This window comes from Rhizobium tropici CIAT 899, from assembly GCF_000330885.1.
Classification (GTDB): domain Bacteria; phylum Pseudomonadota; class Alphaproteobacteria; order Rhizobiales; family Rhizobiaceae; genus Rhizobium; species Rhizobium tropici.
Map to the genome: position 1 here is coordinate 1,021,956 of NC_020062.1, position 22,735 is coordinate 1,044,690.

General features: G+C 60.8%; 20 protein-coding genes and 1 riboswitch. Of the genes, 5 read left to right on the forward strand and 15 right to left on the reverse strand.

The window, feature by feature from the left end; all coding sequences use genetic code 11:
- Positions 1-37: 37 nt before the first annotated feature.
- The 9 genes from apnL to oiaX all read right to left on the reverse strand — a co-directional run bounded on the left by apnL (position 38) and on the right by oiaX (position 10,937).
- A complete protein-coding gene (gene apnL, locus RTCIAT899_RS26855) occupies positions 38-1,921 on the reverse strand; it encodes a D-apionate lactonase (protein WP_015342979.1) in 1,884 nt (627 codons plus the stop codon).
- Positions 1,918-2,952 (reverse strand): Gfo/Idh/MocA family protein, encoded by a 1,035-nt coding sequence (locus RTCIAT899_RS26860; RefSeq protein ID WP_015342980.1) that lies wholly within the window; start codon positions 2,950-2,952, stop codon positions 1,918-1,920. The genes apnL and RTCIAT899_RS26860 overlap by 4 nt, the downstream gene beginning before the upstream one ends.
- A gap of 1 nt (position 2,953) precedes the next feature.
- Complete coding sequence (locus tag RTCIAT899_RS26865; RefSeq protein ID WP_015342981.1) at positions 2,954-4,018, reverse strand: ABC transporter permease; 1,065 nt, start codon at positions 4,016-4,018, stop codon at positions 2,954-2,956.
- A complete protein-coding gene (locus RTCIAT899_RS26870; RefSeq protein ID WP_041678194.1) occupies positions 4,015-5,568 on the reverse strand; it encodes a sugar ABC transporter ATP-binding protein in 1,554 nt (517 codons plus the stop codon). The genes RTCIAT899_RS26865 and RTCIAT899_RS26870 overlap by 4 nt, the downstream gene beginning before the upstream one ends.
- The gene (locus RTCIAT899_RS26875; protein ID WP_015342983.1) at positions 5,565-6,209 is read right to left on the reverse strand and encodes a DUF2291 family protein; all 645 of its coding nucleotides are present in this window, start codon (positions 6,207-6,209) and stop codon (positions 5,565-5,567) included. The genes RTCIAT899_RS26870 and RTCIAT899_RS26875 overlap by 4 nt, the downstream gene beginning before the upstream one ends.
- A gap of 189 nt (positions 6,210-6,398) precedes the next feature.
- Positions 6,399-7,340, reverse strand: coding sequence for a D-ribose ABC transporter substrate-binding protein (locus RTCIAT899_RS26880; protein WP_015342984.1), 942 nt, complete (start codon positions 7,338-7,340; stop codon positions 6,399-6,401).
- Positions 7,341-7,419: 79 nt separating this feature from the next.
- Entirely contained in the window at positions 7,420-8,247 is an 828-nt protein-coding gene (locus RTCIAT899_RS26885) for a phosphogluconate dehydrogenase C-terminal domain-containing protein (RefSeq protein ID WP_015342985.1), read from the reverse strand.
- Between the two features lie 90 nt (positions 8,248-8,337).
- Positions 8,338-9,672, reverse strand: a complete 1,335-nt coding sequence (locus RTCIAT899_RS26890; protein WP_015342986.1) for a four-carbon acid sugar kinase family protein — start codon at positions 9,670-9,672, stop codon at positions 8,338-8,340.
- A gap of 5 nt (positions 9,673-9,677) precedes the next feature.
- The gene (gene oiaX / locus RTCIAT899_RS26895) at positions 9,678-10,937 is read right to left on the reverse strand and encodes a 3-oxo-isoapionate-4-phosphate decarboxylase OiaX (RefSeq protein ID WP_015342987.1); all 1,260 of its coding nucleotides are present in this window, start codon (positions 10,935-10,937) and stop codon (positions 9,678-9,680) included.
- A 176-nt stretch (positions 10,938-11,113) separates the two neighbouring features.
- On the opposite strand from oiaX, the gene RTCIAT899_RS26900 reads away from it, so the two are divergent.
- A complete protein-coding gene (locus RTCIAT899_RS26900; protein WP_015342988.1) occupies positions 11,114-11,818 on the forward strand; it encodes a transcriptional regulator NanR in 705 nt (234 codons plus the stop codon).
- A gap of 85 nt (positions 11,819-11,903) precedes the next feature.
- Here the strand turns inward: RTCIAT899_RS26900 and RTCIAT899_RS33595 are convergent, their stop codons facing one another.
- Positions 11,904-12,275 carry a hypothetical protein gene (locus RTCIAT899_RS33595; protein WP_154660812.1) on the reverse strand — a complete coding sequence of 124 codons (372 nt, stop codon included), beginning with the start codon at positions 12,273-12,275 and terminating at the stop codon, positions 11,904-11,906.
- A gap of 59 nt (positions 12,276-12,334) precedes the next feature.
- Between RTCIAT899_RS33595 and RTCIAT899_RS26910 the strand changes: the two genes are divergently transcribed.
- Complete coding sequence (locus RTCIAT899_RS26910; protein WP_041678195.1) at positions 12,335-13,207, forward strand: undecaprenyl-diphosphate phosphatase; 873 nt, start codon at positions 12,335-12,337, stop codon at positions 13,205-13,207.
- 137 nt (positions 13,208-13,344) lie between these two features.
- Here the strand turns inward: RTCIAT899_RS26910 and thiD are convergent, their stop codons facing one another.
- From thiD to thiM, 3 genes are read right to left on the reverse strand one after another with little or no spacing between them, the layout of a single operon-like run.
- Positions 13,345-14,157: a bifunctional hydroxymethylpyrimidine kinase/phosphomethylpyrimidine kinase gene (thiD, locus tag RTCIAT899_RS26915; RefSeq protein WP_015342991.1), complete on the reverse strand. Its 813-nt coding sequence runs from the start codon at positions 14,155-14,157 to the stop codon at positions 13,345-13,347.
- On the reverse strand, positions 14,154-14,792 hold the full coding sequence (gene thiE, locus RTCIAT899_RS26920; RefSeq protein ID WP_015342992.1) for a thiamine phosphate synthase: 639 nt from the start codon (positions 14,790-14,792) through the stop codon (positions 14,154-14,156). The genes thiD and thiE overlap by 4 nt, the downstream gene beginning before the upstream one ends.
- Positions 14,789-15,592, reverse strand: a complete 804-nt coding sequence (gene thiM / locus RTCIAT899_RS26925) for a hydroxyethylthiazole kinase (protein WP_015342993.1) — start codon at positions 15,590-15,592, stop codon at positions 14,789-14,791. Before thiM ends, thiE begins: the two co-directional genes overlap by 4 nt.
- A 51-nt stretch (positions 15,593-15,643) precedes the next feature.
- A riboswitch (TPP riboswitch) is annotated at positions 15,644-15,740 on the reverse strand.
- A gap of 228 nt (positions 15,741-15,968) precedes the next feature.
- On the opposite strand from thiM, the gene RTCIAT899_RS32680 reads away from it, so the two are divergent.
- The 3 genes from RTCIAT899_RS32680 (at position 15,969) to RTCIAT899_RS31780 (ending at position 19,374) form a co-directional block, all read left to right on the forward strand.
- A complete protein-coding gene (locus RTCIAT899_RS32680) occupies positions 15,969-16,115 on the forward strand; it encodes a DUF1127 domain-containing protein (protein ID WP_015342994.1) in 147 nt (48 codons plus the stop codon).
- 563 nt (positions 16,116-16,678) lie between these two features.
- On the forward strand, positions 16,679-17,554 hold the full coding sequence (gene yghU / locus RTCIAT899_RS26930; RefSeq protein WP_015342995.1) for a glutathione-dependent disulfide-bond oxidoreductase: 876 nt from the start codon (positions 16,679-16,681) through the stop codon (positions 17,552-17,554).
- 212 nt (positions 17,555-17,766) lie between these two features.
- Entirely contained in the window at positions 17,767-19,374 is a 1,608-nt protein-coding gene (locus RTCIAT899_RS31780) for a hypothetical protein (RefSeq protein ID WP_015342996.1), read from the forward strand.
- 49 nt (positions 19,375-19,423) lie between these two features.
- Here the strand turns inward: RTCIAT899_RS31780 and RTCIAT899_RS26940 are convergent, their stop codons facing one another.
- Positions 19,424-20,800: a sigma-54-dependent transcriptional regulator gene (locus RTCIAT899_RS26940; RefSeq protein ID WP_015342997.1), complete on the reverse strand. Its 1,377-nt coding sequence runs from the start codon at positions 20,798-20,800 to the stop codon at positions 19,424-19,426.
- The gene (locus tag RTCIAT899_RS26945; RefSeq protein ID WP_041678405.1) at positions 20,797-22,674 is read right to left on the reverse strand and encodes a sensor histidine kinase; all 1,878 of its coding nucleotides are present in this window, start codon (positions 22,672-22,674) and stop codon (positions 20,797-20,799) included. Before RTCIAT899_RS26945 ends, RTCIAT899_RS26940 begins: the two co-directional genes overlap by 4 nt.
- Positions 22,675-22,735: the final 61 nt, after the last annotated feature.

Genomic DNA, 22,735 nt, shown 5'->3' on the forward strand with positions numbered 1-22,735 from the left:
GATTGTTGGGACTAACATGCGCGTCTGCAATTGAAGGTCAATCCATCAACTCAGCCGAAAGAGTGCTGTAGGCATCAAGCATGAGCCTCTTGTTTCCCCTCTGTTCCTTAAGCCGAAACTCCCCCAGCTCCACCAGTTGCGGAATGGGCGTTATGTTGACCAGATGGAGCGAACGCAATCCGTTGGACCGTGCCGTGGTGAAGCTGAGTACGGCGCTCGGATCGGACGACAGGCACTCTTGCCATTGCTGGCCGGCGAGGCGTGACAGCGTCGCAATCGTATTGAACAATGGCCGTTTGGCGCCTGCCGCCGACGGCTCGTTCGCTCCGGCGATCAGCCCGAAGGACCCCGTCAGCGCCGAAAGCGTCAGGCATTCCAATCCGGCATCGAGGACACGGGCCGCGTAACCCAACGCAAAAGCTTCCCCGAAGCGGGCATTGTGACGCGGATCGATGTTAGCCATGGCGATACGGCCGCCGCGGGGATTGTCCATTGTGCGGCTGCCATAGGGGTTCTGTCGCATCGGTATGGTGGATGGGCCGATACGGTAGGGCTTGTCGCCGTAAATGGCGCGTATGGAACGTGTGATGAATGGCAGTGCTTCCAGCGTCTGCATGACGCTAAGATCGTCGGCCGCATGCACGATGGGATTCGTGCAATGGGTGATGAAATCCAGAGTGCCCGCGGGCACTCGTTTGCGATTGAGTTCGGTGAAATAGCTCAGCATGCCGCCGCCGATACGCATATCGGGAAAGGCCGCATGCGCGGCGGCGTAGACCTCCTCGAGCGGCGGACATTCCGGCCATTTGCTGCCCGGCGGCGTCGATTGCCGGTCGACGGAAGGCGAGATCATGATTGCATCGGGTTTGAAGCCGGCCGCCTGCATCCAGCCTGCTATTTGCTGTGTCTCGACAAGAGGTGTCTGGCGGCAGGGCAATGCGATTTCGAGCGTCGATCTGCCTGGATGGAGTGCGGCAACGGCGGCGAAGCGCCTGAAGGCGTCAGCACCGTGGCCGGCATCTGGATCGAAGTGGAACAGCAGCTCCTGCGGTCCGATTTCAGCCAGCCGGTCGCGCGCAGCTGGCGTCGCATCCGCCTCCTCCGGCGTAATGACAAGGCCCATGGACGGCATGAATCCGGACCTTGCTCCAGCGCTCAGCCCGACCGCGGGCGTTTTTTCCGAACCATAGGTGGAGGCGGGAGGCAGGCGGCGCATATCTCCGATGGTCAGAACGATGCGCTGCCGCATCGGCTTTCCAGCCGGAATTCGATAAGGCCAGGGCAGGGCGAGCGGGCGAACGTAGGTCTTGTAGGAAGCATCGGACCAGTTGCGCTGATCTTCCATCTCGAAGGTGTCGCCTTCCATGCGGCATTCGGCTGTTACGTTCGCCACCACGCTATGCGTAATCGCCCGCATATCCCTGAAGGGCTGCCAGGGTTCGATGAGGTCGGGAAAATGCGTGCTCTCGCTGCTCCCATCGACATGTTCAACCGAAACGGGCATCCCGGCAACGCCGACGATCGGGTGCAGGATACAGAAGCCGCAGCGGTTGGTTTCGAAGCCGGTCGTCGAGAGCACCGTCGCTTCGAAGATCAGGGCCTCATCGACTTGAGCCGTTATCCGAACGTCGACGGTAAGCTCGGTGTTCTCGGGGCCGGCGCAGCGCGCTAGATAGCTGACGAAAAAGCCATCATGACGCTGCTCGATCCGTAGATCGTCGATACCGGGCGAATAGGTGCCCCAATCGCGATCGCGGATCAGATAGGAAACAGCCCGCAGAACCTCGATGCCATCATAGCGGATGGTCCGGAGATTGCCGTCCTTGAAATCGACATCCAGCCTGCCCGAAGTCAGTCGCATCGGCGGCGTTTCGAGCTCGCGTGTGCCGTAAAGCTGAAACGGATCGATCTCGGTCTTCATCGCAGCATCGCTCCGATATCGATGGGATACCCGTTGGCGGCACTCTCGTAGGCGGCCTCGACAAGTGCCAGGGTCTTGAGATTGTCGGCACCTGACGTGGAAGTCTCGCCGCCATAGGCAAGACGGTCGATCCAATGCTGCTGGATCGCCAGAACGCTTTCCTGGATGTTGTGCCAGGGACGAGAAGCCCAGGGCAGAAGCCGCGGCGATGCATCCGAGACGCGCACGCCATCGGGGGCGCTGACCTCAAGCCGATATCCTTGCGACAGCCGAATGCTACCCTTCGTGCCGTCGAGTTCGATCAGCGTCTCCGGGAAGGGCTCGGTTGCAAGCTTGGAGGCGTAGCTGACGTCGACGATCGAGGTCGCGCCGCTCTCATGGTCGAGCAGGATAGTTGCGACATCCTCGCCCTTGATCTTGGGATTGACCCGTTTGGTGCGGGCCGTCAGTGAAGAAACGTCACCGAGGACGAAGCGGGCGATATCGAGCGTGTGGATACCGAGATCCTCGATAATGAACCGTTCGCCTTCTGCCAGGTAAGGCTGGCCGGAAAAGACGTCATAGCCCGAGCGGAAGGAGAAACGTCCCCAGAAGGGCTCGCCGATTACGCCGGACTGCAGAGCGGTCTTGACGGCTTGAATAGGTGTCTGCCAGCGAAAATTCTCATGCACCATCAGCGGCACGCCGGCTTCAGCGCAGACTGCGACCATTGCCTTGGCGTCGCTCAGCGTTTTTGCGAAGGGCTTCTGGCAGATGGCCGGAATCTTGTGGGAGGCGGCCATCTCCACCAGGGCGTGATGGCTCGCCACCGTCGTTGCGATGTCGACGAAATCAAAGCCACCATCGGCGAACATTGCGGCTGCATCCGTATAGCGACGTTCGATGCCGAACTGGTCGCCGACGATCTTCAGCCGCTCCGGGTCGCGGTCGCAGATCGCAACGATGCTGGCGCCTTTGACGTCTCGCCACGCATGCATCTGATTGATCGCGAAGAAGCCGCAACCGATCAACGCGCCCTTGAGTTCTGCCATTTCAGCCTGCCTTTGCCATTTGCATGAGAGTTACGCGCTGCTGGAGACGCCGCTGCGCCTGATCCACGACCACAGCGATGATGATGACCAGCCCCTTGATGACCATCTGCCAGAAGGATGATACGCCCATCATCACGAGGCCATCCGAAAGAATGCCGATGACGAAGGCGCCGATGATCGTCCCGCCTATGGTGCCGCGTCCGCCCGACATGGAGGTGCCGCCAAGCACGGCTGCTGCAATGGCGTTCAGCTCGAAGCTCTCGCCGGTTGCCGGATGCGCCGCCATCAGCTCCGACGATATGACGATACCGACGATGGCGGCGCAGAGGCCTGAGAACATATAGACAAAAATCTTGACCACATCGACGCGGATGCCGGACATGCGCGCGGCGCGCTCGTTTCCACCGACAGCGAAGATGTGCCGGCCGATCGGCGTCGAGCGGGCGACATAGGCGGCGGCGAGCGCCAGCACGATCAGGATCCAGATGGAAACGGGAAGGCCGAGCAGGCGGCCGGCGCCAAAGACATCGAAGCCTGTCGTATCATATTCCGGCCGTCCCACGAGGTTCGGGAACGTCTGACCGTCGGAAGACAGAAGCGCGAGGCCACGGGCGATGTAGAGCGTTCCGAGCGTGGCGATGAAGGGCGCGACGTTGAGCTTGGTGATGAGCAGGCCGTTGATCAGCCCAATCCCCAGGCCGACGGCCAGTGTGATGAAGATGATCTCGTAGATGTTGAAGTAGACCGTATATCCGATCGGCAGTTCGACGCCATTCAGGATGAGGGCACCGGCCACCATGCCGCAAAGGCCGACGATCGAACCGACCGATAGATCGATCCCGCCGGTGACGATCACGAAGGTCATGCCCATGGCGAGAAAGGCGTTGAGCGCGACATGCTTCGACATCAGGATGATGTTGGCGGTCGAGGTGAAGTTCGGTGCAAAGATCGCAAAAAAGATGACGACGGCGAACAGCGCGATGAAGGTTCTGAGCTTCATCAGCGTCAGGAGAACGGAGCCGTTCGAGCGATTGGTCGCAAAGGCGGAGGACGTATCTGCGGTCATAACGCGAGTTTCCCTATATGTCCGTGTCCCTTGGCGGATGCCGCGATGATGGCCTCTTCCGTCGCTTCGCTTCGGTCGAGAACGGTGACGAGCTTGCCGTTGCTGAGCACTGCGATGCGGTCCGAAAGAGCCATGACTTCTTCAAGGTCCGATGTTGAAAACAAGATTGCCAGGCCCTTGCCGGCCAGCCTGCGCATGGTGCGAAAAACGTCTGCCTTGGCGCCGACATCGATGCCGCGGCTCGGCTCGTCCATCAAAAGCACCTTCGGATCGGTCATCAGCGCCTTGCCGATGACGACCTTCTGCTGGTTGCCGCCTGACATGGAGGTAACTTCGAAGTCCGGATTGGGCGCCTTGATTGAGAGATCGCGGATCATGTCGCGGATGGCATTCTTTTCGGCGCCCGGATCGATATGGAAAAGCAGCCGGGCGAAACGCCCAAGGCTTGCAAGCGTCAGGTTGCTGGCGATGGACAGGACCTGGACCAGTCCTTCGCGCTGCCGATCCTCGGGAATCAGCGCAAGGCCGTGCCGGATGCGCCGGGTGGTGTCGCGGGCGCGAACCTCCACGCCATCGATATAGATCCGCCCGGTCGAATGCATATGCCGGCCCATCACGCATTCGAAGAATTCGCTGCGCCCGGCACCCATCAGGCCGTAGATGCCGAGGATTTCGCCGGCGCGCACCGACAGCGAGACATGATCGACGGCAAGGCCGCCGGTGCGTCTCGGCAGGCTGATCTCCTCGGCACGGAAGGCTTCCTTGCCGATCGCATGGCCTCCATCCCTGGCGAAATCCTTGGCGTCGGATCCGATCATCGAGCGGACGATCCATTTCGTGTCGATATCGCGAACCATGGCATGGCCGGTGATCTGCCCGTCGCGCAGCACGGTGATGTAGTCACCGATCCGCATCAGCTCTTCCAGCCGGTGCGAGATATAGACGATCGCAACGCCTTGAGCCTTCAGCTCTGCGATGACCTTGAACAGAATGTCGACCTCCGCCGCGGACAGCGCCGATGTCGGCTCATCCATGATGAGGATGCGGGCATCGAGCGAGATGGCCTTGGCGATCTCGACGAGCTGCTGCTGCCCGATCGGAAGGTCCTCGACCATGGTTTTGGCGTCTATGCCAGCGTCGAGCCGATCCAGAAACTCGTTGGCCTTTACGACCTGCGCCTTGTGATCGATACCGAAGACGCCACGGGTGATTTCGCGCGTGGCAAAGATGTTCTCGGCCACCGTCATGTTGGCGAAAAGATTGAGCTCCTGGAAGATCATGCCGATTCCGCGAGCCCGCGCGGCAGCGGGGCTATCGAAGGAGACTTCCTCGCCCTCGAGCAGGATGCGGCCGGCGGTCGGCCGTTCGACGCCGGCTATGATCTTCATCAGGGTCGACTTGCCGGCGCCGTTTTCGCCGACGAGCACGTTGACCGCGCCGCGATGCAGCTCGAGATTGGCGTGCTTGACGGCAACGATGCCGGAATAGACCTTGGAAACGTCCTCCAGGCGCAGGATGATGTCGTTGCTTGACGTTTCGCTCATGGTCATTGCCCCAATGTCAGGGCCGAAGGGGTGATCAGGGGAAGCTGGCCGGATGCGGGCAGCGGAAACGCGCCGGTCACCGTGATCGGCTTCCCGGTCAGCCCGTCGCGGGGCAGGGCCGCCAGAAAGGACGAGTTTGCCTTCTCATTGAAGGCCTTGCCGAACTGAGCCCATTCGATCTGATTCCTGAATTCGTTGAAGTCCAGGAAATCCAGCGCGTCGCGCAGCGCCGTGCCGCGGACAGCCGGGCCGATCTGCACCTTCGCATCCGCCTTGCCGTCGCCATCCACATCGACATCGAGGGTTCCGGCGCGGGAGGCGGTATCGGCAGCGACGATCTTGCCGCTCAGCTTGACGGCATAGGTCCAGGGGGATGAAGCCTGCTTCCGCGGATTTCCGTATTTCGCGCCGGCCTCGTCCGGGCTCGATGCGACAGCCTGCAATACCGTCTTGATGTCGCCCGCGCGTTTATCGATGGTGGGCAGCACCTGGGATTGCCAGATCGCCTCCACCTTGGTTGCGGGGTCGAAGGCACTCTTTGCCGCCGCTGCCGCCTTCTCCTCGGGCGTGGGCGTCTTGATAATCTTGCAGCCGGGCAATGCCGCGGCCAATACAAAGGCCACGAGCGCGCCTCTGATCCTCAACATGCAATTGCACCTCGATCTTGCAGAAAAGCTCCGGAGAGCGCGGTTTTGCCGCGCCCTCCAACCCAGAGCGTGATGCCGAAAAGTGTATGCGGTTTTCGGACGACATCACGCTCTACTTCTTTGATTCTAGAGCGGATTCAGATTTTAGGTCGAACAGACCTAAAATCATCCGGCTCTAGTGGTCCGCCCTCAGTTCTTCAGTGCGAAGGTTTCAAGCTTGTTGGCGTTGTCGGCATTGATGAGGACGCAATCCATCAATTGCTTCTCATCCTTCGGCGCCGTCTTGTTCTTGATGTAGGCGTCGGCCTGTTCGACCGCCTTCTGCGCCTGGGCGTAGGCCGGCTGCATGACCGTCGCCTTGATGCCGCCCGCCTTGATGGAGTCGCGCACATCGTTGGAGCCATCGAAGCCGACGACGATCACATCCTTGCGGCCGGCGGCCTGCAGAGCGGCAATCGCACCCATCGCCATGGTGTCGTTGCCCGAGATCACGCCCTTGATGTCGGGATTTGCCTGCAGGATGGTTTCCATCTTGGCGTAGGCTTCCGTCTGGCTCCAGTTCGCCGATTGCTTGGCGACCAGCTTCAAGTCCGGATAGTCGTCGATGACGTCGTGATAGCCCTGCGAACGGATGCCGGCATTGGTATCGGCTTCGCGGCCGACGAGTTCGGCATAATTGCCCTTTTCGCCCATCAGTTTGACGAATTCCTGCGCGCCGAGCTGGGCGCCCTGGTAATTGTTGGAAACGATCTGGGCGACTGCGATGCCGGTGACATTGATTTCGCGGTCGATGAGGAAGGAAGGGATGCCCGCATCCTTGGCCTTCTTCAGGGCAGCGACCGTTGCGTCCGCACCGGCATTGTCGAGGATAATGGCCTTGGCGCCACGCCCGATGGCGGTGTCGATGACTTCCGATTGCTTGTTGGCATCGTCGTCGTGCGTCATGACCAGCGTCTCGTAACCCAGCTCTTTTGCCTTGGCTTCGGCGCCGACGGCCTCTGCCTTGAAGAATGGATTGTCGAAGGCCGGCGTGATGATGGCGATCAGATCTGCCGCGAAGGCCGGCATTGCCGTGCCCAGCGCCAGTGCACCGGTGAAGGCTGCAAGTGTCAGTCTGCGTCTCAGTTTCATGGTCTCCTCCCAGTTATGAAACAGGCCCTGTTCCCGGCAGGGCGGCAAAGGGAGGGCGACGCCCTCCCGGGGGCGTCGATCAGGTGATGCGACGGATGCTGTCTGCGATCTCCTGCGGCTCGAAAACTTTTTTCCAGTCGTCGCGCATCAGCGCAGGAATGCCGAATTCGATCGCCTTGTTGCAGGCATCGGAGAATACGCCGTCGACTTCCTTGAAGATGACGGCGCCGAGCACGTTCATGTGGCCGAGGAGAAAGTCGCGGGCGGCTTCCGCCGGAACGCCGCGGGCAACGCATTCATCCATGGCCTGGCGCATGACGACGAGCAGCGAGGCGCAGACGGTTTCGGAAAGACCCGGCTCCAGCATCGCCATCTGCTCGACGGTGACGCGGTGCGAGCGCATGACGGGCGCCCAGATGACCGTGGCGATCTCCTCGCCAAGCGCATAGGCGCTTTCCGGACCCTGCATCAGCGCGGAGACGATATGCTGCTTGGCAAAGAGACCACCGAAATGGTCCTTCTTGGCTTGCATGTCGGTCTCGTCGTTGAAGATCGGCGGATGGCAGGGATGGGTGACGAAATAGGTGAGGTCTTCGCGCTGCGGCAGATGGCCGGCAAAGGGGGCCGCGGCGTCGAGAGCAACAACCATCGTGCCGGGATTCAGCTTGTCGACGATGCCGGCGGCAACCTTGCCGATCGCCGTGTCAGGTACAGCAAGGATCACGACGTCTGCGCCATCCAGTGCGGCATCGGCCGGGACGCAATCGACGGAAAGGTCGTTCTTCAGGCGGGTCTTGCCGGCATCGCTGACCTCGACATGGCGCACATCGAAGCGCGAGCCTTTCAGGTTCTTGGCGAGCCGGTAGCCCATTTTGCCGCCGGCGCCGAAAAGAGCAATTGCAGTCATGTTGGTACCTCGTTCACTTTCGGAGTGTGGTATCGCAAGTGGTATGATGAGTCAATGAGCATGCCAATGACTTTGCCCGAGAATGCACAGCTACGATGCTCTGCCGTCGAGAATTTGTGCGAAGTAGTCGTCGGTGCCGACCTGCCCGCCCTTCAACGCAATCTGCAGGCCATTGGTGGCCGCGTAGCTGCCATGGGCCGTGCAAAGCGGCGAGCCGGGGGTTTGCGGCAATGGAAGAAGCGTCGTCAGCGCTTCGACACGCAATTCCTTCAGGGCGTGGCTCGACGTGTCGCCGCCGGCGATGACGGCGCGGCCGAGATTTTCCTCTTCGATCAACCGTCGCAGGATCGTGCCGAGAGCTTGCCCCAGGCGATGGCGGGCGCCCGGAATACGGTCGATATCGCCGCCGCGATCGGCCGATGGGCCAAGTGCCGTATGAAGAATGACGCTGCGGCCGGCCTTGAGGCTGGCCATGCCTGCGGCGACCGCTGCGTCAAGTGCCTGCCCGGCATCTTCGCCGACAAGCGCCAAGGGGTCGAGATCGATGCCGTCAAAACCATTAGCCGTCGCGCGGCGGATCTGCCGTTCAGTCGTCGGCGACACGCTGCCGGAAACGACCGCCAGGCGATCTACCTTGCCCGGAGGAGCGAAATCCGGCTTCTCTTCGATCAGGCCTTCGTTGCGCCAGGCATCGAGAAGGGCATATTCGACACCGGACGAGCCTGCGACGAGGGCGTCGCCCTTGCTTGCCAGACGCCATAGCTGCCGTCCTGCGGCAGCCTGCGTTTCCGCACTATCGACGTCAAGCAGCAGGATACCCTCCTTGCCTCCCGTCAGCGCATCGATCCGCGCGTCGGCATCGGTTGCCCGGATCGTGACGAGGTCCGCGAGACCGACGGGGAGGGACGTCTGTCTGCTCAGATGCACGGCCAGATCGGCCTCATCCATGGGCGTGACGGGATGCCGGCTCATGACCGGGTGTCGGTCGATACGGAAGACTTCGCCCTGATAGGCTGCGAAAAGATGACCGAAGGCGGTATAGCGCTTGAGCTGCGGCGCACCGACCACGACCGGGACGACGGATTGCGCAAAGAGCGCTTTTCCGATCTCGATTGCCTTGCCGATGTTGCCGATCCTGGGGCTGGAATCGAAAGTCGAGCAGACCTTGTAATGGCATATCGCGGCATCGAGGCTCTTCAGCCATTCGAATGCTGATGTCAGATGCTCGTCCATCCATTGCGGCGTCTCGCTGCGGCTGGTGCCGGCAATGCCGATGGCGCGGCAATCCTTGAACCGCTCCAGCATGGTTTTGCTCGGAACGCCGAGAAAGAGTGCCGTCGGCACGCCGTTCGAGGCGAGCGCCTCCATGACGTCGGTGGAGCCAGTGAAATCATCGCCGTAATAGCCGAGAAGAAGATTAGACATTGCTGTCAGGCGTCCTTGCCGTCACTGAATTTTGCGATCGAGGCGGCAAGTTCCGGGTGGTCCTTGGCATATTGTTCAAGCGGAATGTCCGAAACCGCCGCCTGCCAGGCCTGCTGGATCGCACGAACGCCGGCCGCCGGTCCGAAGGGGTGGCTGACGATGCCACCGCCACAGAGATAGAGAAGGTCCGTCGTCCGGCCGGTGCGCTGGTAGGTTTCGGGCGCCTGTCCTCCCCATTGGCCCGAGCCGGCGACCGGAAGCGGACAGTCCGTTGGATCGAACAGGGGCGTGCTGATGGCCTTGAAGGATTCGACGAAACTGTCGTCCGGTTCCCAGTATTTGACCCTGATGCCGTTGATCTGGAACTGGTCGACGCCGAGCAGGCGCCAGAATTGCTGATATACTTTGAAATCCATGCCGGCGCCGGGATGGCGGGTCAGGATATCCCAGCCATTGCGATGCGCATGCAGCACCAGCCCGGAGCGCTTGCGCAGGAAGTTCATGCCGCCGAAGCCGATGGAATTGATGTTAACAACAGCGCAATTGCCGCCGGCCTTCAGCACGAGATCGTGGTTGCGCATCATCTCGTCGGGATCGGCATGCGAAATGCCGAAGGCATACATGACCTTCTTGCCGGTCTTCTGCTCGTGATCGAGGATCAGGGGCATGATGGCCTCGACGCGCTCTTTGAGCGGCGAATAGGCCGGGCTCATCAGCTTCTCGTCGTCCTTGATGAAGTCAGCGCCGGAGCCGATCAGCTCGCCGACCAGTGCCGCCGTTTCTTCCGGCCGAAGGCCGAGCGCCGGCTTGACGATGGTGCCGATGATCGGGCGGCCGTTGACGCCGGTCAGTCGAAGGCTGCCGGCAACGCCGAATTGCGGGCCGGGATGCGCATCGCGAAAGGCCTCCGGCAGCTTCATGTCGACGATGCGGATGCCGGTCATGCCCTTGATCGAGAAGACGCCGCCGATCGCGATCGTCATGAGTGCAGCAAGATCGGTGCCGATCGCATCCAGCGGGAAGGCGATGTCGACATCGGCCCGATGGATCGGGCCATAGCCCTCGCCCGCCTCCGGCCAGGTCGGACGCTCCGCATCAGCAAGAGGGTGGATCGCGACGACACGCGCGGCCACGCGCGCCTTGAGTTCTTCCGTCTCGCCCGGCACAGCGACGAAGGTGCCTGTCGACTGATCGCTGGCGATCTTGCGAGCCATCGCCTCGATGCTCCCAGACGTTTCGATGCGGTAGGTGATGGTGATGGTCATAAGTGGGTGAATGCTCCTCTCGCCGACGATTTCCGCGTGGCGCAAACTGGTGATCTGGTATAATGAGTATTCCAACTTCTGCAACTATTTTTTGCCCGGTTGTCGGTAGGGTGGGGCTTCCGCCATGGCGGCCAAAAATGCATAAGGGAGTAAAAGCTTTGGGAAAGCGGGATTCCATGGGCGAGCCAGTCGAACAAATTGTACGCCGAAAGCTATCCGATGAAGTATTCGACCGGCTGGAACGGTTGATCACGTCGGGAGAGCTCAAGCCGGGTGATGAGATGCCGTCAGAGCGTGTCCTCATGGAACGCTTCGGTGTAGGACGTCCGGCGATCCGGGAGGCCATGCAGGCCCTTGCCAATATGGGGCTGGTCAACATTTCCCATGGCGAACGTGCTAAGGTGCTTCAGCTCACTGCGAAGTCGATCTTTCGGCAGGTCGACCTGACCGCAAAGATCATGTTGTCGCAATCACCTGATTCCCTTGAACAGCTGAAGAGCGCCCGCATCTTCTTCGAGCGCGGCATGGCACGCGAGGCCGCACAGCGCGCGAGCAAGAAAGATGTTGCCGATCTCAGTGAAATCATCGACCGGCAGCGGGCATCCCTTGGCCATGCGGAGGACTTCATTTCTGCCGATATGCAGTTCCACACGCGTATCGCCCAGATTTCCGGCAATCCGATCTTCGCTGCCGTCAGCGAGGCGATGCTCGCATGGCTGAAAGCCTATCACACCGACATGCTGATCTGGACCGGCAAGGAAAAGTTCACGCTGGTCGAGCACGAGGAAATTCTTGCGCGTCTGGCTGAAAACGATGCCGATGGCGCCGAGCAGGCGATGCTCAAGCATCTGGAAAGATCGCGCGCGCTCTATACGAAATGAGCCAGTCGGCGTTCGCCCGCCACGGCGCCTCGGCTCTGTGCCTTTGTCGTAATTCCTCCCCAATCCTTATGGAATCTCTTGGCACTCAAACGAGGTGTGCGTGATGATTGATTTCTTTCAGCGAAACATGGCGCTTTTCCTGGCCGCTCTCATGACGGCGGTCGCCATCACCCTTTATAATCTGAGCTGCCTTCTGCTCAGGCATCACCATACGATGCTGCATAATCTGCACCATGCGGCAGGCGCGTTGGTCCTCCTCGCCGGCTTCTACACCATGATCCGCTATATGCAGGCGCTGCCGGAGGATGAAGGCTAGAAATACGCCAAACTCTGAAATTCGAGCCGGCAATTTCAGATAGAGTTCAGCCTGCGCGGCTATATCCTCAGCTTGTCCCGATGTGAAATTGGCGCCCCCTTCACCAGGTTTTGCCAAGTTCAATTTGGGAACCAGTTTCACAGCTAGTTCGTCGCACCGCTCCGGTGCAAAGCCCCATGAACAACTGAGGATATCAAAACGTGGCTGATGTTTGTACGCAAGGCGTGGACACGGGCTTTGTCGCCCTGGGCTATGCCAAGATCGCATTTCTGGGCGTCGTGCAGGGATTGACGGAGCTGCTGCCGGTTTCGTCCACTGCCCACATGCGCCTGGTGCCGGCGTTGCTGGGCTGGCAGGACCCCGGTTCTGCCTTCTCGGCTACGATGCAGCTTGCAGCACTTGCGGCGATCGTCTCCTATTTCTGGAGCGACGTCCGCTACGTCACCTTTGGATCGCTCGATGCGATCAGGCAAAGGGACTGGAGCTCTCCTTCCATCCGGCTTGCGATCGCCATCGTGATTGCAACCGTACCGATCGTGATCGCCGGCCTGCTGCTGTCATCCTCCCTGAACGCTTGCGGCACGTCTTTCCGCAGCCTCTGGGTCATCGGCATCGCCTGCGTGGTCATGGGCTTGCTCTTGGCGGTCGCTGAGCTTTACAGCCGCCATAGAAAGGATATCGGACAGATGACGCTGATGGATGCCCTTTTTGTCGGCATCACGCAGGTCGGTGCTCTTATCCCCGGCGTCTCGCGCTCGGGTTCGACCCTGACCGGCGCACTGTTCCTCGGCTTAAAAAGAGAGGAGGCGGCACGGTTCTCCTTCCTGCTCGGCTTACCGGCCATCGCTCTTGCCGGCTTGAAGGAGCTTTATGAGCTTCACAAGGCGCATATTCCGATGGAAGCCTGGTCGGTACTGCTCGTTGGCCTGATCGTCGGCAGCATATCGTCCTTCATCACCATCTGGGGGCTGATGCGCTTCCTGGAGCGCTTCTCGACCTGGCCTTTCGTCATCTACCGTATCGGTCTTGGCGCCGTCATCCTTTTTGGCGTGCTGACCATGGGCTGGGCCTGAGACGTTGGTACCATTCGATCGCAAATAGAAGAGGAGGCGCCGCCCATCAGGGCGGCGCTTTTTGTCTTATGCCCGATCGAGGACGAGGCCACGTCCGGCACCAGAAGCGGCGACCTGATCCTTGAGTAACAGGCTTGCTACTCCTTATTTGTGGCCCACAGTGCATGGAAATGCTGCACAGGCCCATGGCCGCTGCCGATGGAAAGTTGGCCTGCGGCGGCAACCGCGGCGGCGAGATAGGCTTTTGCGGATGCAACGGCTTCGGCAAGCGGCAGGCCTTTGGCGATCTCGGCCGCGATAGCGCTGGAGAGCGTGCAGCCCGTTCCATGCGTATTCTTGGTCGGCAGCCGTTCAGCTTCGAACCAGGTCACATGATCGCCGCTTGCGAGCGCATCCGGGCTTTCATCTCCTTCGAGATGACCACCCTTGACAAGGACAGCTGAAGGCCCGAGCGCTGCCAGCGCACGCGCCTGGCGCGCCATGTCTTCGCGGTTCTTCGCCTCAGCGTCATGCAACAGCGCAGCCGCCTCGGGCAGGTTCGGGGTAATGACGGTCGCAAGCGGCAGCAATCGTGTGGTCAGCACGTCAACGGCATCGGCAGCGAGCAGGGCAGCGCCGCCCTTGGCGATCATGACCGGGTCGAGGACGACGGGCACATCGCGATGTCGCGCCAGAATGTCTGCGACGGCATTGGCGATGGCGGCATTGGCGATCATGCCTATTTTGACGGCATCCACACGGATGTCGGCAAAGATCGCATTGATCTGATCTGCCACGAAATGTGGAGGCACGGGATGGACGCCGGAAACGCCCTGCGTGTTCTGCGCCGTCAAAGCTGTCAGAGCCGCCATTCCATAAACGCCGCGAGCGGAGAGAGCCTTCAGGTCGGCCTGAATGCCAGCGCCGCCGGAGGGATCGGAGCCAGCGATGGATAAGACATTGCGGATCATTGGCGAGCCTCCTTGATGGCGTTCGCTATGAGAATTGTCGCGGCTTGCGGGTCCGGTTGGCCGCATATTGCCGAGACGACCGCGAGACCAACGACGCCGGCTGAGTAAACGCTCGCGGCATGCTCTGCCTTCAGGCCGCCGATCGCGACTGATGGAATGGGGCAAAGCCTGACGATGCGGGCAAGCCCGTCGAAGCCGATCGGCTGCTTGTGGTCGGGCTTGGTGGACGTGGCAAAGACCGGGCCGACGCCGGCATAGTCGACGATGCGGGCATCTATGGAGGAGGCAAGCGCTTCCGTTTCCACCGAGAGACCGAGGATCATGTCCCGCCCGATCATGTGGCGGGCGTCGGCAGCGTTCATATCTTCCTGGCCGATGTGAAGGCCATCGGCGCCGATGGCGATGGCAGCCTCGACATTGTCGTTGACGATCAGCCGAACATTCGTTCCGTGCAGGATTTGCTTGAGGGCACGGCCGGTTTCGATCATGGCTGCGGTCGAAGCCTCCTTGTCGCGAAGCTGGATCATGGTGGCGCCGCCCGCCACCGCCGCCCGCGTTGTCTCCACCATGCCGAGATCACGGCATAGCAGCGGATCGAGGACGAGATAGAGGGATAGATCGAAGTCTTGGTTCATGCTGCCGATATCCTTGCGTCTCGATCCAGTGTTTCCGGGGTAAGGCCTGTGAGGGCATCGAGGAAGCGCCAGGAGAAGGAGCCTGGCCCCTCTGCGTCCGCTCCTGCCTGTTGGCCGGCAACGGCAAAGACCGTAAGCGCCGCTATGGTCGCATCGAACGGATCATCCGGAGCTGCCGCCGCAAACGCACCGACGAGGCAGGTTAGCGAGCATCCAAGTGCGGTTACTTGCGGCATCAATGGCGAACCGCCTGCGATGCGCTTCGCCTTCTGCCCATCCGTCACAAAATCCGTAGCGCCGGTGACTGCGACTATGCAGCCGTGCTTTTGGGCGAGCTGACGGGCGGAATCTTCGGCTTGCTCGACGGCATCGCGGCTATCGACACCCTGGCCGCGGCTCGTCCCGCCGGCAAGCGCGATGATCTCGGATGCGTTGCCGCGAATGATTGCCGGCTTTAGTTCCAGCAAGCGCGTGATGGCATCCCGACGAAACGCAGTCGCATAATGGGCGACGGGATCGAGGACCCAGGGCTTGCCGGCATTGTTTGCCGACTGTGCGGCCTTCAGCATGCCCGCAAGCCAATCCGCGGAAAGCGTACCGATATTGATCGTCAGCGCCCCCGATATAGCGGCAAACTCGTCGGCTTCTTCTTCGGCATGCACCATCGCCGGCGATGCCCCGGCGGCAAGCATCACATTGGCCGCGATATTCATGGCGACGAAATTGGTGATGCATTGCACCAGCGGAGGGTTCGCCCGCATGGTGCGAAGCAGATTGCCCGGTGTGATTTGGTCTTGCATATCGCCCCTTTCAGGCGGGCGAGACGCGTAGGGACGACGTGCTTCAGCTTCGCGAGGTCCCGAGCGACTTCCTCCGCCAGCATGATCTGGTTCAGGTTCGAAGGGTACTTCTCAGCCCGCCGGATAGCGGACGCCCCTGTCTCTCATCTCTCTTCTTTTCGCAGACAAAGGCGGCGCTGTCATCAGCAAATCACAAAAGCCAATCTGACGGCGGCGATCGCCTGCATTTTCGGCGACCTATGCAATAGACGCATTGGTGGAGTGATCTCTTAGCTCTGCAAAAAGCTGCGGGCTTCGACTATATATTTCTCATCGAAGCGACGGGAGCGCCAAGCACGGCTGCTCAGCTTCGAAAGCCCAAGGAAAGGGGATCATCATGAACGTAGCACGCTCTTTCAATAACTGGCGCAAGTATCGTCAGACGGTCGCCGAACTGGGCCGTATGTCCACGCGCGAACTGCACGACCTGGGTATCGATCGCGGTGAAATCCGCAACGTTGCCCGCGCAGCGATCGCTCGCTAACGGCCACGACGGCTCCTTATAAAAGCTGCATTATGCCAGCGCCTGTTCCCCCGAGCAGGCGCTTTTGCTTTATGGGCATTCCGCTCATTCTTCGCCGCCCTAGCTGAAAATTGCTATCGACCCAGCTGCCCGGTTTTCGCATGGCGCATAACTGCCTTGCAAAGAAATGCCTATGAACTGAGCAAAAGACTGGTATGTTCGTCTTCATCGAAGCGATGCATCTCCTCCCGCATCCCTTCGCTTGGCAGACGTCCTTATCCTCCTCCCAGGGACGGCTGCAGGAATAGCGGAACTCCTCCTCCCATCCGCTGTTCGGTTCTTGTAAAAAGCCTGCCGCTCCTCCTCCCGCGGCAGGCTTTTTCGTTTCATGAACCTCCAGACGGTTGGCAATGGCCCAACGTAGCTGAGGAGCCCGCGCTCCAGCCCGGGCGGCAAGAGCGCTTCCGCGTTAAAGAGTGCGCATTCTCCTCTCGCAAAAATGAAGAGCGGGCCCTATGTGCGATCTATGTAGCGCGCTACATCGAAGATCGCCCAAATTCGATTCCCGAAAAAGGAGGATGCCCATGACCGGTTCTGCCGAATATACGCCGCCGAAAATCTGGACCTGGAACAAGGCCAATGGCGGCCAGTTCGCCAATATCAACCGCCCGATCGCTGGCCCGACTCACGAGAAGGAACTGCCGGTAGGACGCCATCCCCTTCAGCTCTATTCGCTTGGAACGCCGAACGGCGTGAAGGTCACCATCATGCTTGAAGAGCTGCTGGCGCTTGGTCACAGCGGCGCTGAATATGATGCCTGGCTGATCAAGATCGGTGAGGGCGACCAGTTCGGCAGCGGTTTCGTTGACATCAATCCGAATTCGAAGATCCCGGCTTTGCTCGACCGCAGTGGCTCGAAGCCGGTTCGCGTTTTCGAATCGGCTTCGATTTTGATGTATCTCGCCGAAAAATTCGGCACCTTCCTGCCGACCGAGCAGCCGGCGCGTGCCGAATGCATCTCCTGGCTGTTCTGGCAGATGGGCAGCGCGCCCTATCTCGGCGGCGGTTTCGGTCATTTCTACGCCTATGCACCGACGAAGATCGAATATGCGATCGATCGTTTCGCCATGGAGGTGAAACGCCAGCTCGACGTGCTCGACCGTCGGCTGGCCGAAAGCGAATACATCGCCGGCAGCGACTATACGATTGCCGATATCGCCATCTGGCCGTGGTACGGCGGTTTGGCCAAGGGGTGGCAGTACGGTGCGGCCGAGTTCCTGCAGGTGCAGGACTACAAGAACGTGCAGCGCTGGGCCGAGCAGGTCTATTCGCGTCCTGCCGTCAAGCGCGGCCGCATGGTCAACCGCATGTCGGGCGATCCATCCGAGCAGCTGCGTGAGCGCCATGATGCCAGCGACTTCGAGACGAAGACGCAGGATAAGCTGGAAGCTGCCGGCTGATCCAACAATTCGCCTTGCAGAAATGAGCTCGCGGCCCTCCGGATCGCGAGCTTTTTTATTGCGCTTACTGCTGGCGCTGGCGGCCTTGGGAAGTCAGCCTCGCTCCATCTTGTGAAGCGTAATGTTCGGCTGCCGAGGTTCCCCCGCTCGGCGTAGACCGCAGCGCGATTCTGCAAAGCGTGTCGACATTGGCGAAAGAGGAATGCTTCTCCATGCAGCAAGTTGCTGACGACCGTACCCCGGATAAAAATGCGACTACGGGTGCGTTGTCGAAGCAACGGAGCGAGGCGAGGGATGCGCTGCTGAAACACCTGGTGTCGGGTGGCGATGAACGGCTGGATTGCGACCCGCTCACCGGGCTCAATATGTATGGCTATGGTCCGGCACCCCGGCCCGAAGATCTCGCTTTCGGCTCGTCGACGGCATCGACCATATCCGCCGCCGCCTTTGCCGCGGTCGAATCCTATTATGCGGATCTGAGGCGGGAGATGGAAACAAGCTCGCCGACGGCTGTCTACGATCGCGAAATCGGGCGCGGGCGGGAGGATCTGTTGCGCTTGCTCGGCCTTAACCAAGCGTCGGCACCCCGGATCGATGCGATCCTGGCCACATCGGGCACGGACATTCATCTCTTTTCGGCAGCATTGCTGGCGGGCGAGGACGAGCGTGCCCTGATGACCATCACACTTATGGGGAACGAGACGGGCAGCGGCGTCATGACGGCATCGGCCGGGCGGCATTTCATGAGCCGCGTCAGCAGCGCACGGTCCGTCGCCAAGGGCGAAGAATTGCGGGTGGGGGATGCCACGCGCAATGCCACCATTGCTGTCCGCAATAAGGATGGTTCCCTTCGCGCCGACAACGAGGTGGAAGAGGAGCTGCGCGGCCTCATCGAGCTTGCGCGCGCAGCCGGCCTCAGATGCCTGCTCGTCGTAACAGACGTATCGAAGACCAGCCTGCTGGCGCCGAGCCTTGAGACCGTCATGCGTCTGAAGGAGCGTTTCGGCACCGTGCTCGATATCATGATCGATGCCTGTCAGTTTCGTCTGTCGGCGGCAACGATCCGTGCCTATCTCGCCCATGGTTTCATGGTCGCGCTCACGGGTTCGAAATTCCTCGCCGGGCCGATTTTCAGCGGCGCGCTTCTGTGCCCGCCACAAATGTCGCAGCGCTTCAAATCGCGCGCGCTGCCCGGAGCCTTGGCCGACTATTGCGGGAAGGCGGAGTGGCCTGAAAGCTGGGCCGCTCGCAATATCTTGCCGGAGCGTGCCAATCTCGGCCTGCTGCTGCGCTGGAAAGCCGCGCTGTTCGAACTCGGATGCTTCCTCGATATTCCTGAAGACCGTGTAGTCACGGTTTTGTCCGCCTTTGCCGAGGCGGTTTCTGATCGTCTTGCGAACGATCCGGCTTTCGAGCCTTTGCAGAGCCGGCGGTTGGAGCGGCGTGAGCTGTGGGGCGCATCATCGGCTCTTCGGTGGGATGAAATTCCCTCCATCTTTTCGTTCTACCTGCGCAATTGCACAGATGGCGCCATGCTGACCGCAGCGGAAATGGCAGCGGTCTACAAGGAGTTGGCCGTCGAAGGCGATGGAGTTGCCCTGGCGCGTCTCGGCCAGCCCGTTCGCTGTGCCGATTTTGGTGATGTACCGGCAAGTGCTCTTAGAATTTGCCTGAGCGCACCGCTGGTCGTAGCTGCCTCTAAGAGCGATGAAGCGCTTGCGGCGGTGGTCGCGCACGCGATGCAGGTTCTGGATCGTACAGCCGAGGCAGCGGCCCGGCAAAGGCAAGGCAATGCCAAGGACATGCGCCGCAGCGCCTGAAGTTCACACGAGGCGGCTTCAGCTGGCGTGGTCGCTCATCGGCAGTGGATCATGAGCCCCGGCGATCATCCCCATCAAAGCCGGTAAAATCGCCTCTGACGATGCCGTGCCGCTGGAGCTTATCGTAGAAGGTCTTTCTTGGAATGCCGAGCGCTTCGATGGTCCGTCGCACATCGCCATTGTTCTGTGACAGGGTTTCGCGGATGAGTTCGGCTTCGTAGCGCTCTATTCGAGCAGGCAGCGGCAGGCCTTCATCCGCCGTCGGCGCTTCGTCGGATTTTACCGCTGTTGCCGATTCGAGGCCGAGCACGAAGCGCTCGGCAAAATGCGAGAGTTCGCGAACATTACCCGGCCAGTCGTGCTCCCGCAGATGGCGGCGCACTGTTGTGGATATGGCCGGCACCTCGCGCTTGAAGCGGTCGGCGGCACGATCCGCGAAATGGCCGAAGAGCAGGGGAATGTCATCGCGCCGTTCACGCAATGGCGGAATGGAAAGCGTGACGACGTTGAGGCGATAGTAGAGATCCTCGCGAAAATCGCCGCGCTGGCGGGGATCGCCGAGATCGACCTTCGCCGCCGCAACGACGCGAAGATCGACGGGGCGGATTTCATTGGTGCCGAGCGGTGTCACCTCGCGCATTTCCAGCACGCGCAGCATCTGCACCTGGATTGCCGGCGGCATGCTTTCGATCTCGTCGAGAAACAGGGTGCCGGCGCTTGAATGTTCGATGCGCCCGACGCGCTTCTTCTGCGCGCCGGTAAAAGCGCCTGGCTCATGGCCGAACAGCTCGCTCTCGATCACGGTTTCGGGCAGGGCGCCACAATTCAACGCAACGAAATTGCCCTTCGCTCGCCGGCTCCATCGATGCAGTAGGCTCGCCACCACTTCCTTGCCGCTGCCGGTCTCTCCCGTGACAAGCACATCGACATCCGTATCGGCGATCTGCCGCAATGTATGGCGCAGCCGCTCGATGGCAGGAGTCTGTCCGATCAGCGGCAGATCGCCCTGTGACTGTTCGGCCGCTTGCCGCAGCGCACGATTTTCCAGCACAAGCCGTCGCTTTTCAGCAGCTCGCCGCACGCTCTGCACCACCCGATCCGTGGCGAAAGGCTTGGCGATGAAATCATAAGCGCCATCCTGGATCGCCTGTACCGCCATCGGAATATCGCCATGACCCGTCACCAGGATGACCGGCAGATCGGCGTCGAGCGCCTTGATACGAGCGAAGAGCTGCTGCCCGTCCATCTGCGGCATGCGGATATCGGAAACGACGACACCTGCAAAATCGGCCCCGAGAGCATGGAGCGCCTCGGCAGCCGCAGAGAAGGCGAAAACGGCAAAGCCTGCCAATTCAAGCGTCTGCTTCGTTGCCCTCAGCAGATCCTTGTCGTCGTCGATGAGGAAAACGGGGGAACTCTCATTCATGGCGTGGCCTTGCGCAAATGGACGGTGAAGCGGGTGCCGTTGCCATTGCTCTCGACGTCGATGCGGCCGCCATAATCGACGACGATATCCTTCGAAATGACGAGACCAAGGCCGAGGCCTTTTTCCTTGGACGTGTTGAAGGGTGTAAACAGCGAGTCGAGGATCGCCGCGGGAATGCCGGGGCCGTTATCAGAAACCACAATCTCGACTTCCTCTGAGGTTTCGCGCACCGACACCTCCACCTTGGCCTCGTCGCGACCTTCCAGGGCCTCCAGAGCATTCTGAAAGAGGTTGATCAGCACTTGTTCCAGCCGGATGCGGGTCCCGACAACGCCGAGCCCCGTTGGTGGCAACTCGATCTTCAGCGCATCCAGGCGGCCGGCAAAGCGGCTCCTCAGCAGGACCACGGCCCCCTCTATCACGCTTCTGAGATCAACCGGCTCCGGTGCAGTCCTTCCCTTGCGGGCGAAGGCCTTCAGTTCTTCGGTGATCGTGCCGATACGCTCCGTCAGCGCCGCGATCGCCGAAAGGTTTTCCTTCACCGGCTCCGTCTGCCGCCTGTCGAGGAAGACATTGGCATTCTCAGCATAGGCACGGATCGTCGCCACCGGCTGATTGATTTCATGAGCTACGCCGGCGGCGACCTGACCCAGGATGGCAAGGCGATTGGCCTGCACGAGATCCTGCTGCACACCCTGCAGCTTGGCTTCCGTCGCACGGTGGTCTGCAATTTCCTCCTCCAGCCGATCGCGGGCCTGGCTTAAGTCCTCCGTGCGCTCAAGAACCCGGCGCTCCAATTCTTCACGCGCGATCCGGCTGACGGCGATCTGCATGGCCGATACGTCGCGGCGTCGCAGCAGGAAAGCGGCGAATGCGAGGATCGGCAGAAGAACGGTCAAGGCCAGGAAGCGCGTCTCGCGCACGGATGAGGCAATCGCCTGATCGGTCGGGATCAGATAGCCGAGCTGCCAGGGCGTCGATGGAACCGCGACCGTCAGCTGCAAATATTCCGCAGCGCTGCTTCCGGGCAGAATGGCGCGCACGATGGTTGCATCCGGGCCGACTTCTTCGGGATGGCTGACCGGAAGGGGCGAAAGCGGTGCTGCGCCGAATTGCAGGCTTTTTCGAATCGCGTCGGCTTCCTCGCGCGCAAGCGGAGCGGTCGTCATGAAGCGCCATGAGGGTAGGCTGGTGATGAGCACGACACCGCGTTCGTCTGCCACGTAAGCGGGGCGGCCGGTCTCGCTCCAGTCAGCCTCCAGCTGATCGAACTCCATCTTCACCACAACGACACCAAGCGCAGAGCCGACATCGCCGACGCGTCGGGAAATGTAGAGGCCGGGGCGATTGCTGACCGTGCCGAGTGCATAATGTTCGGCGGTTCCCGTTTCCATGGCTTTGCGGAAATAATTGCGGAAGGAATAGTCATTGCCGACGAAACTCAAGGGCTCGCGCCAGTTGCTGGAGGCCATGGCGACGCCGTCCTTGCCGGTGACGTAAAGGACGGATGCGCTGGTGCCCGAGACGAGACTTTCGAGCTTGCGGTCCAGGGCAACAACATCGTCGATGTGCTTCTCGGCGAGCGCATCTCGCACCTGCTGATCGTCGGCCAGCAAGAGCGGCAGGGCGCGCGGACGTTCGAGGACTGCGCGCAGCAGGGCAACCTTGAGGTTCGCATCCGTGTGCCCCTGCCTCTGCAGCGTTTCTATTGCCGAGAGCCGACCATAGAAATTCGCGCCATAAAGTCCAGCCGCAATGACAGCCGCACTTAGAAACGCAAACACGAGCCAGACCCGGCGGGAGCGCCGGCCCAGTTGCTCTGGCGTTAGAAATCGTTCGTTGGCCGGGCGCTGCAGCATTGCCGTATTGTGCATGATTTCGCGCGCACCGCAATTCGATCTGTGCGGATAGTCGCACAGGCCGACGACCTTCGAT

Bases quoted from the DNA above. Each gene is read 5' to 3' on its own strand.
- apnL (WP_015342979.1), bottom strand. From the start codon at position 1,921: ATGAAGACCGAGATCGATCCGTTTCAGCTTTACGGCACACGCGAGCTC.
- RTCIAT899_RS26860 (WP_015342980.1), bottom strand. From the start codon at position 2,952: ATGGCAGAACTCAAGGGCGCGTTGATCGGTTGCGGCTTCTTCGCGATC.
- RTCIAT899_RS26865 (WP_015342981.1), bottom strand. From the start codon at position 4,018: ATGACCGCAGATACGTCCTCCGCCTTTGCGACCAATCGCTCGAACGGC.
- RTCIAT899_RS26870 (WP_041678194.1), bottom strand. From the start codon at position 5,568: ATGACCATGAGCGAAACGTCAAGCAACGACATCATCCTGCGCCTGGAG.
- RTCIAT899_RS26875 (WP_015342983.1), bottom strand. From the start codon at position 6,209: ATGTTGAGGATCAGAGGCGCGCTCGTGGCCTTTGTATTGGCCGCGGCA.
- RTCIAT899_RS26880 (WP_015342984.1), bottom strand. From the start codon at position 7,340: ATGAAACTGAGACGCAGACTGACACTTGCAGCCTTCACCGGTGCACTG.
- RTCIAT899_RS26885 (WP_015342985.1), bottom strand. From the start codon at position 8,247: ATGACTGCAATTGCTCTTTTCGGCGCCGGCGGCAAAATGGGCTACCGG.
- RTCIAT899_RS26890 (WP_015342986.1), bottom strand. From the start codon at position 9,672: ATGTCTAATCTTCTTCTCGGCTATTACGGCGATGATTTCACTGGCTCC.
- oiaX (WP_015342987.1), bottom strand. From the start codon at position 10,937: ATGACCATCACCATCACCTACCGCATCGAAACGTCTGGGAGCATCGAG.
- RTCIAT899_RS26900 (WP_015342988.1), top strand. From the start codon at position 11,114: ATGGGCGAGCCAGTCGAACAAATTGTACGCCGAAAGCTATCCGATGAA.
- thiD (WP_015342991.1), bottom strand. From the start codon at position 14,157: ATGATCCGCAATGTCTTATCCATCGCTGGCTCCGATCCCTCCGGCGGC.
- thiE (WP_015342992.1), bottom strand. From the start codon at position 14,792: ATGAACCAAGACTTCGATCTATCCCTCTATCTCGTCCTCGATCCGCTG.
- thiM (WP_015342993.1), bottom strand. From the start codon at position 15,592: ATGCAAGACCAAATCACACCGGGCAATCTGCTTCGCACCATGCGGGCG.
- RTCIAT899_RS32680 (WP_015342994.1), top strand. From the start codon at position 15,969: ATGAACGTAGCACGCTCTTTCAATAACTGGCGCAAGTATCGTCAGACG.
- yghU (WP_015342995.1), top strand. From the start codon at position 16,679: ATGACCGGTTCTGCCGAATATACGCCGCCGAAAATCTGGACCTGGAAC.
- RTCIAT899_RS31780 (WP_015342996.1), top strand. From the start codon at position 17,767: ATGCAGCAAGTTGCTGACGACCGTACCCCGGATAAAAATGCGACTACG.
- RTCIAT899_RS26940 (WP_015342997.1), bottom strand. From the start codon at position 20,800: ATGAATGAGAGTTCCCCCGTTTTCCTCATCGACGACGACAAGGATCTG.
- RTCIAT899_RS26945 (WP_041678405.1), bottom strand. From the start codon at position 22,674: ATGCACAATACGGCAATGCTGCAGCGCCCGGCCAACGAACGATTTCTA.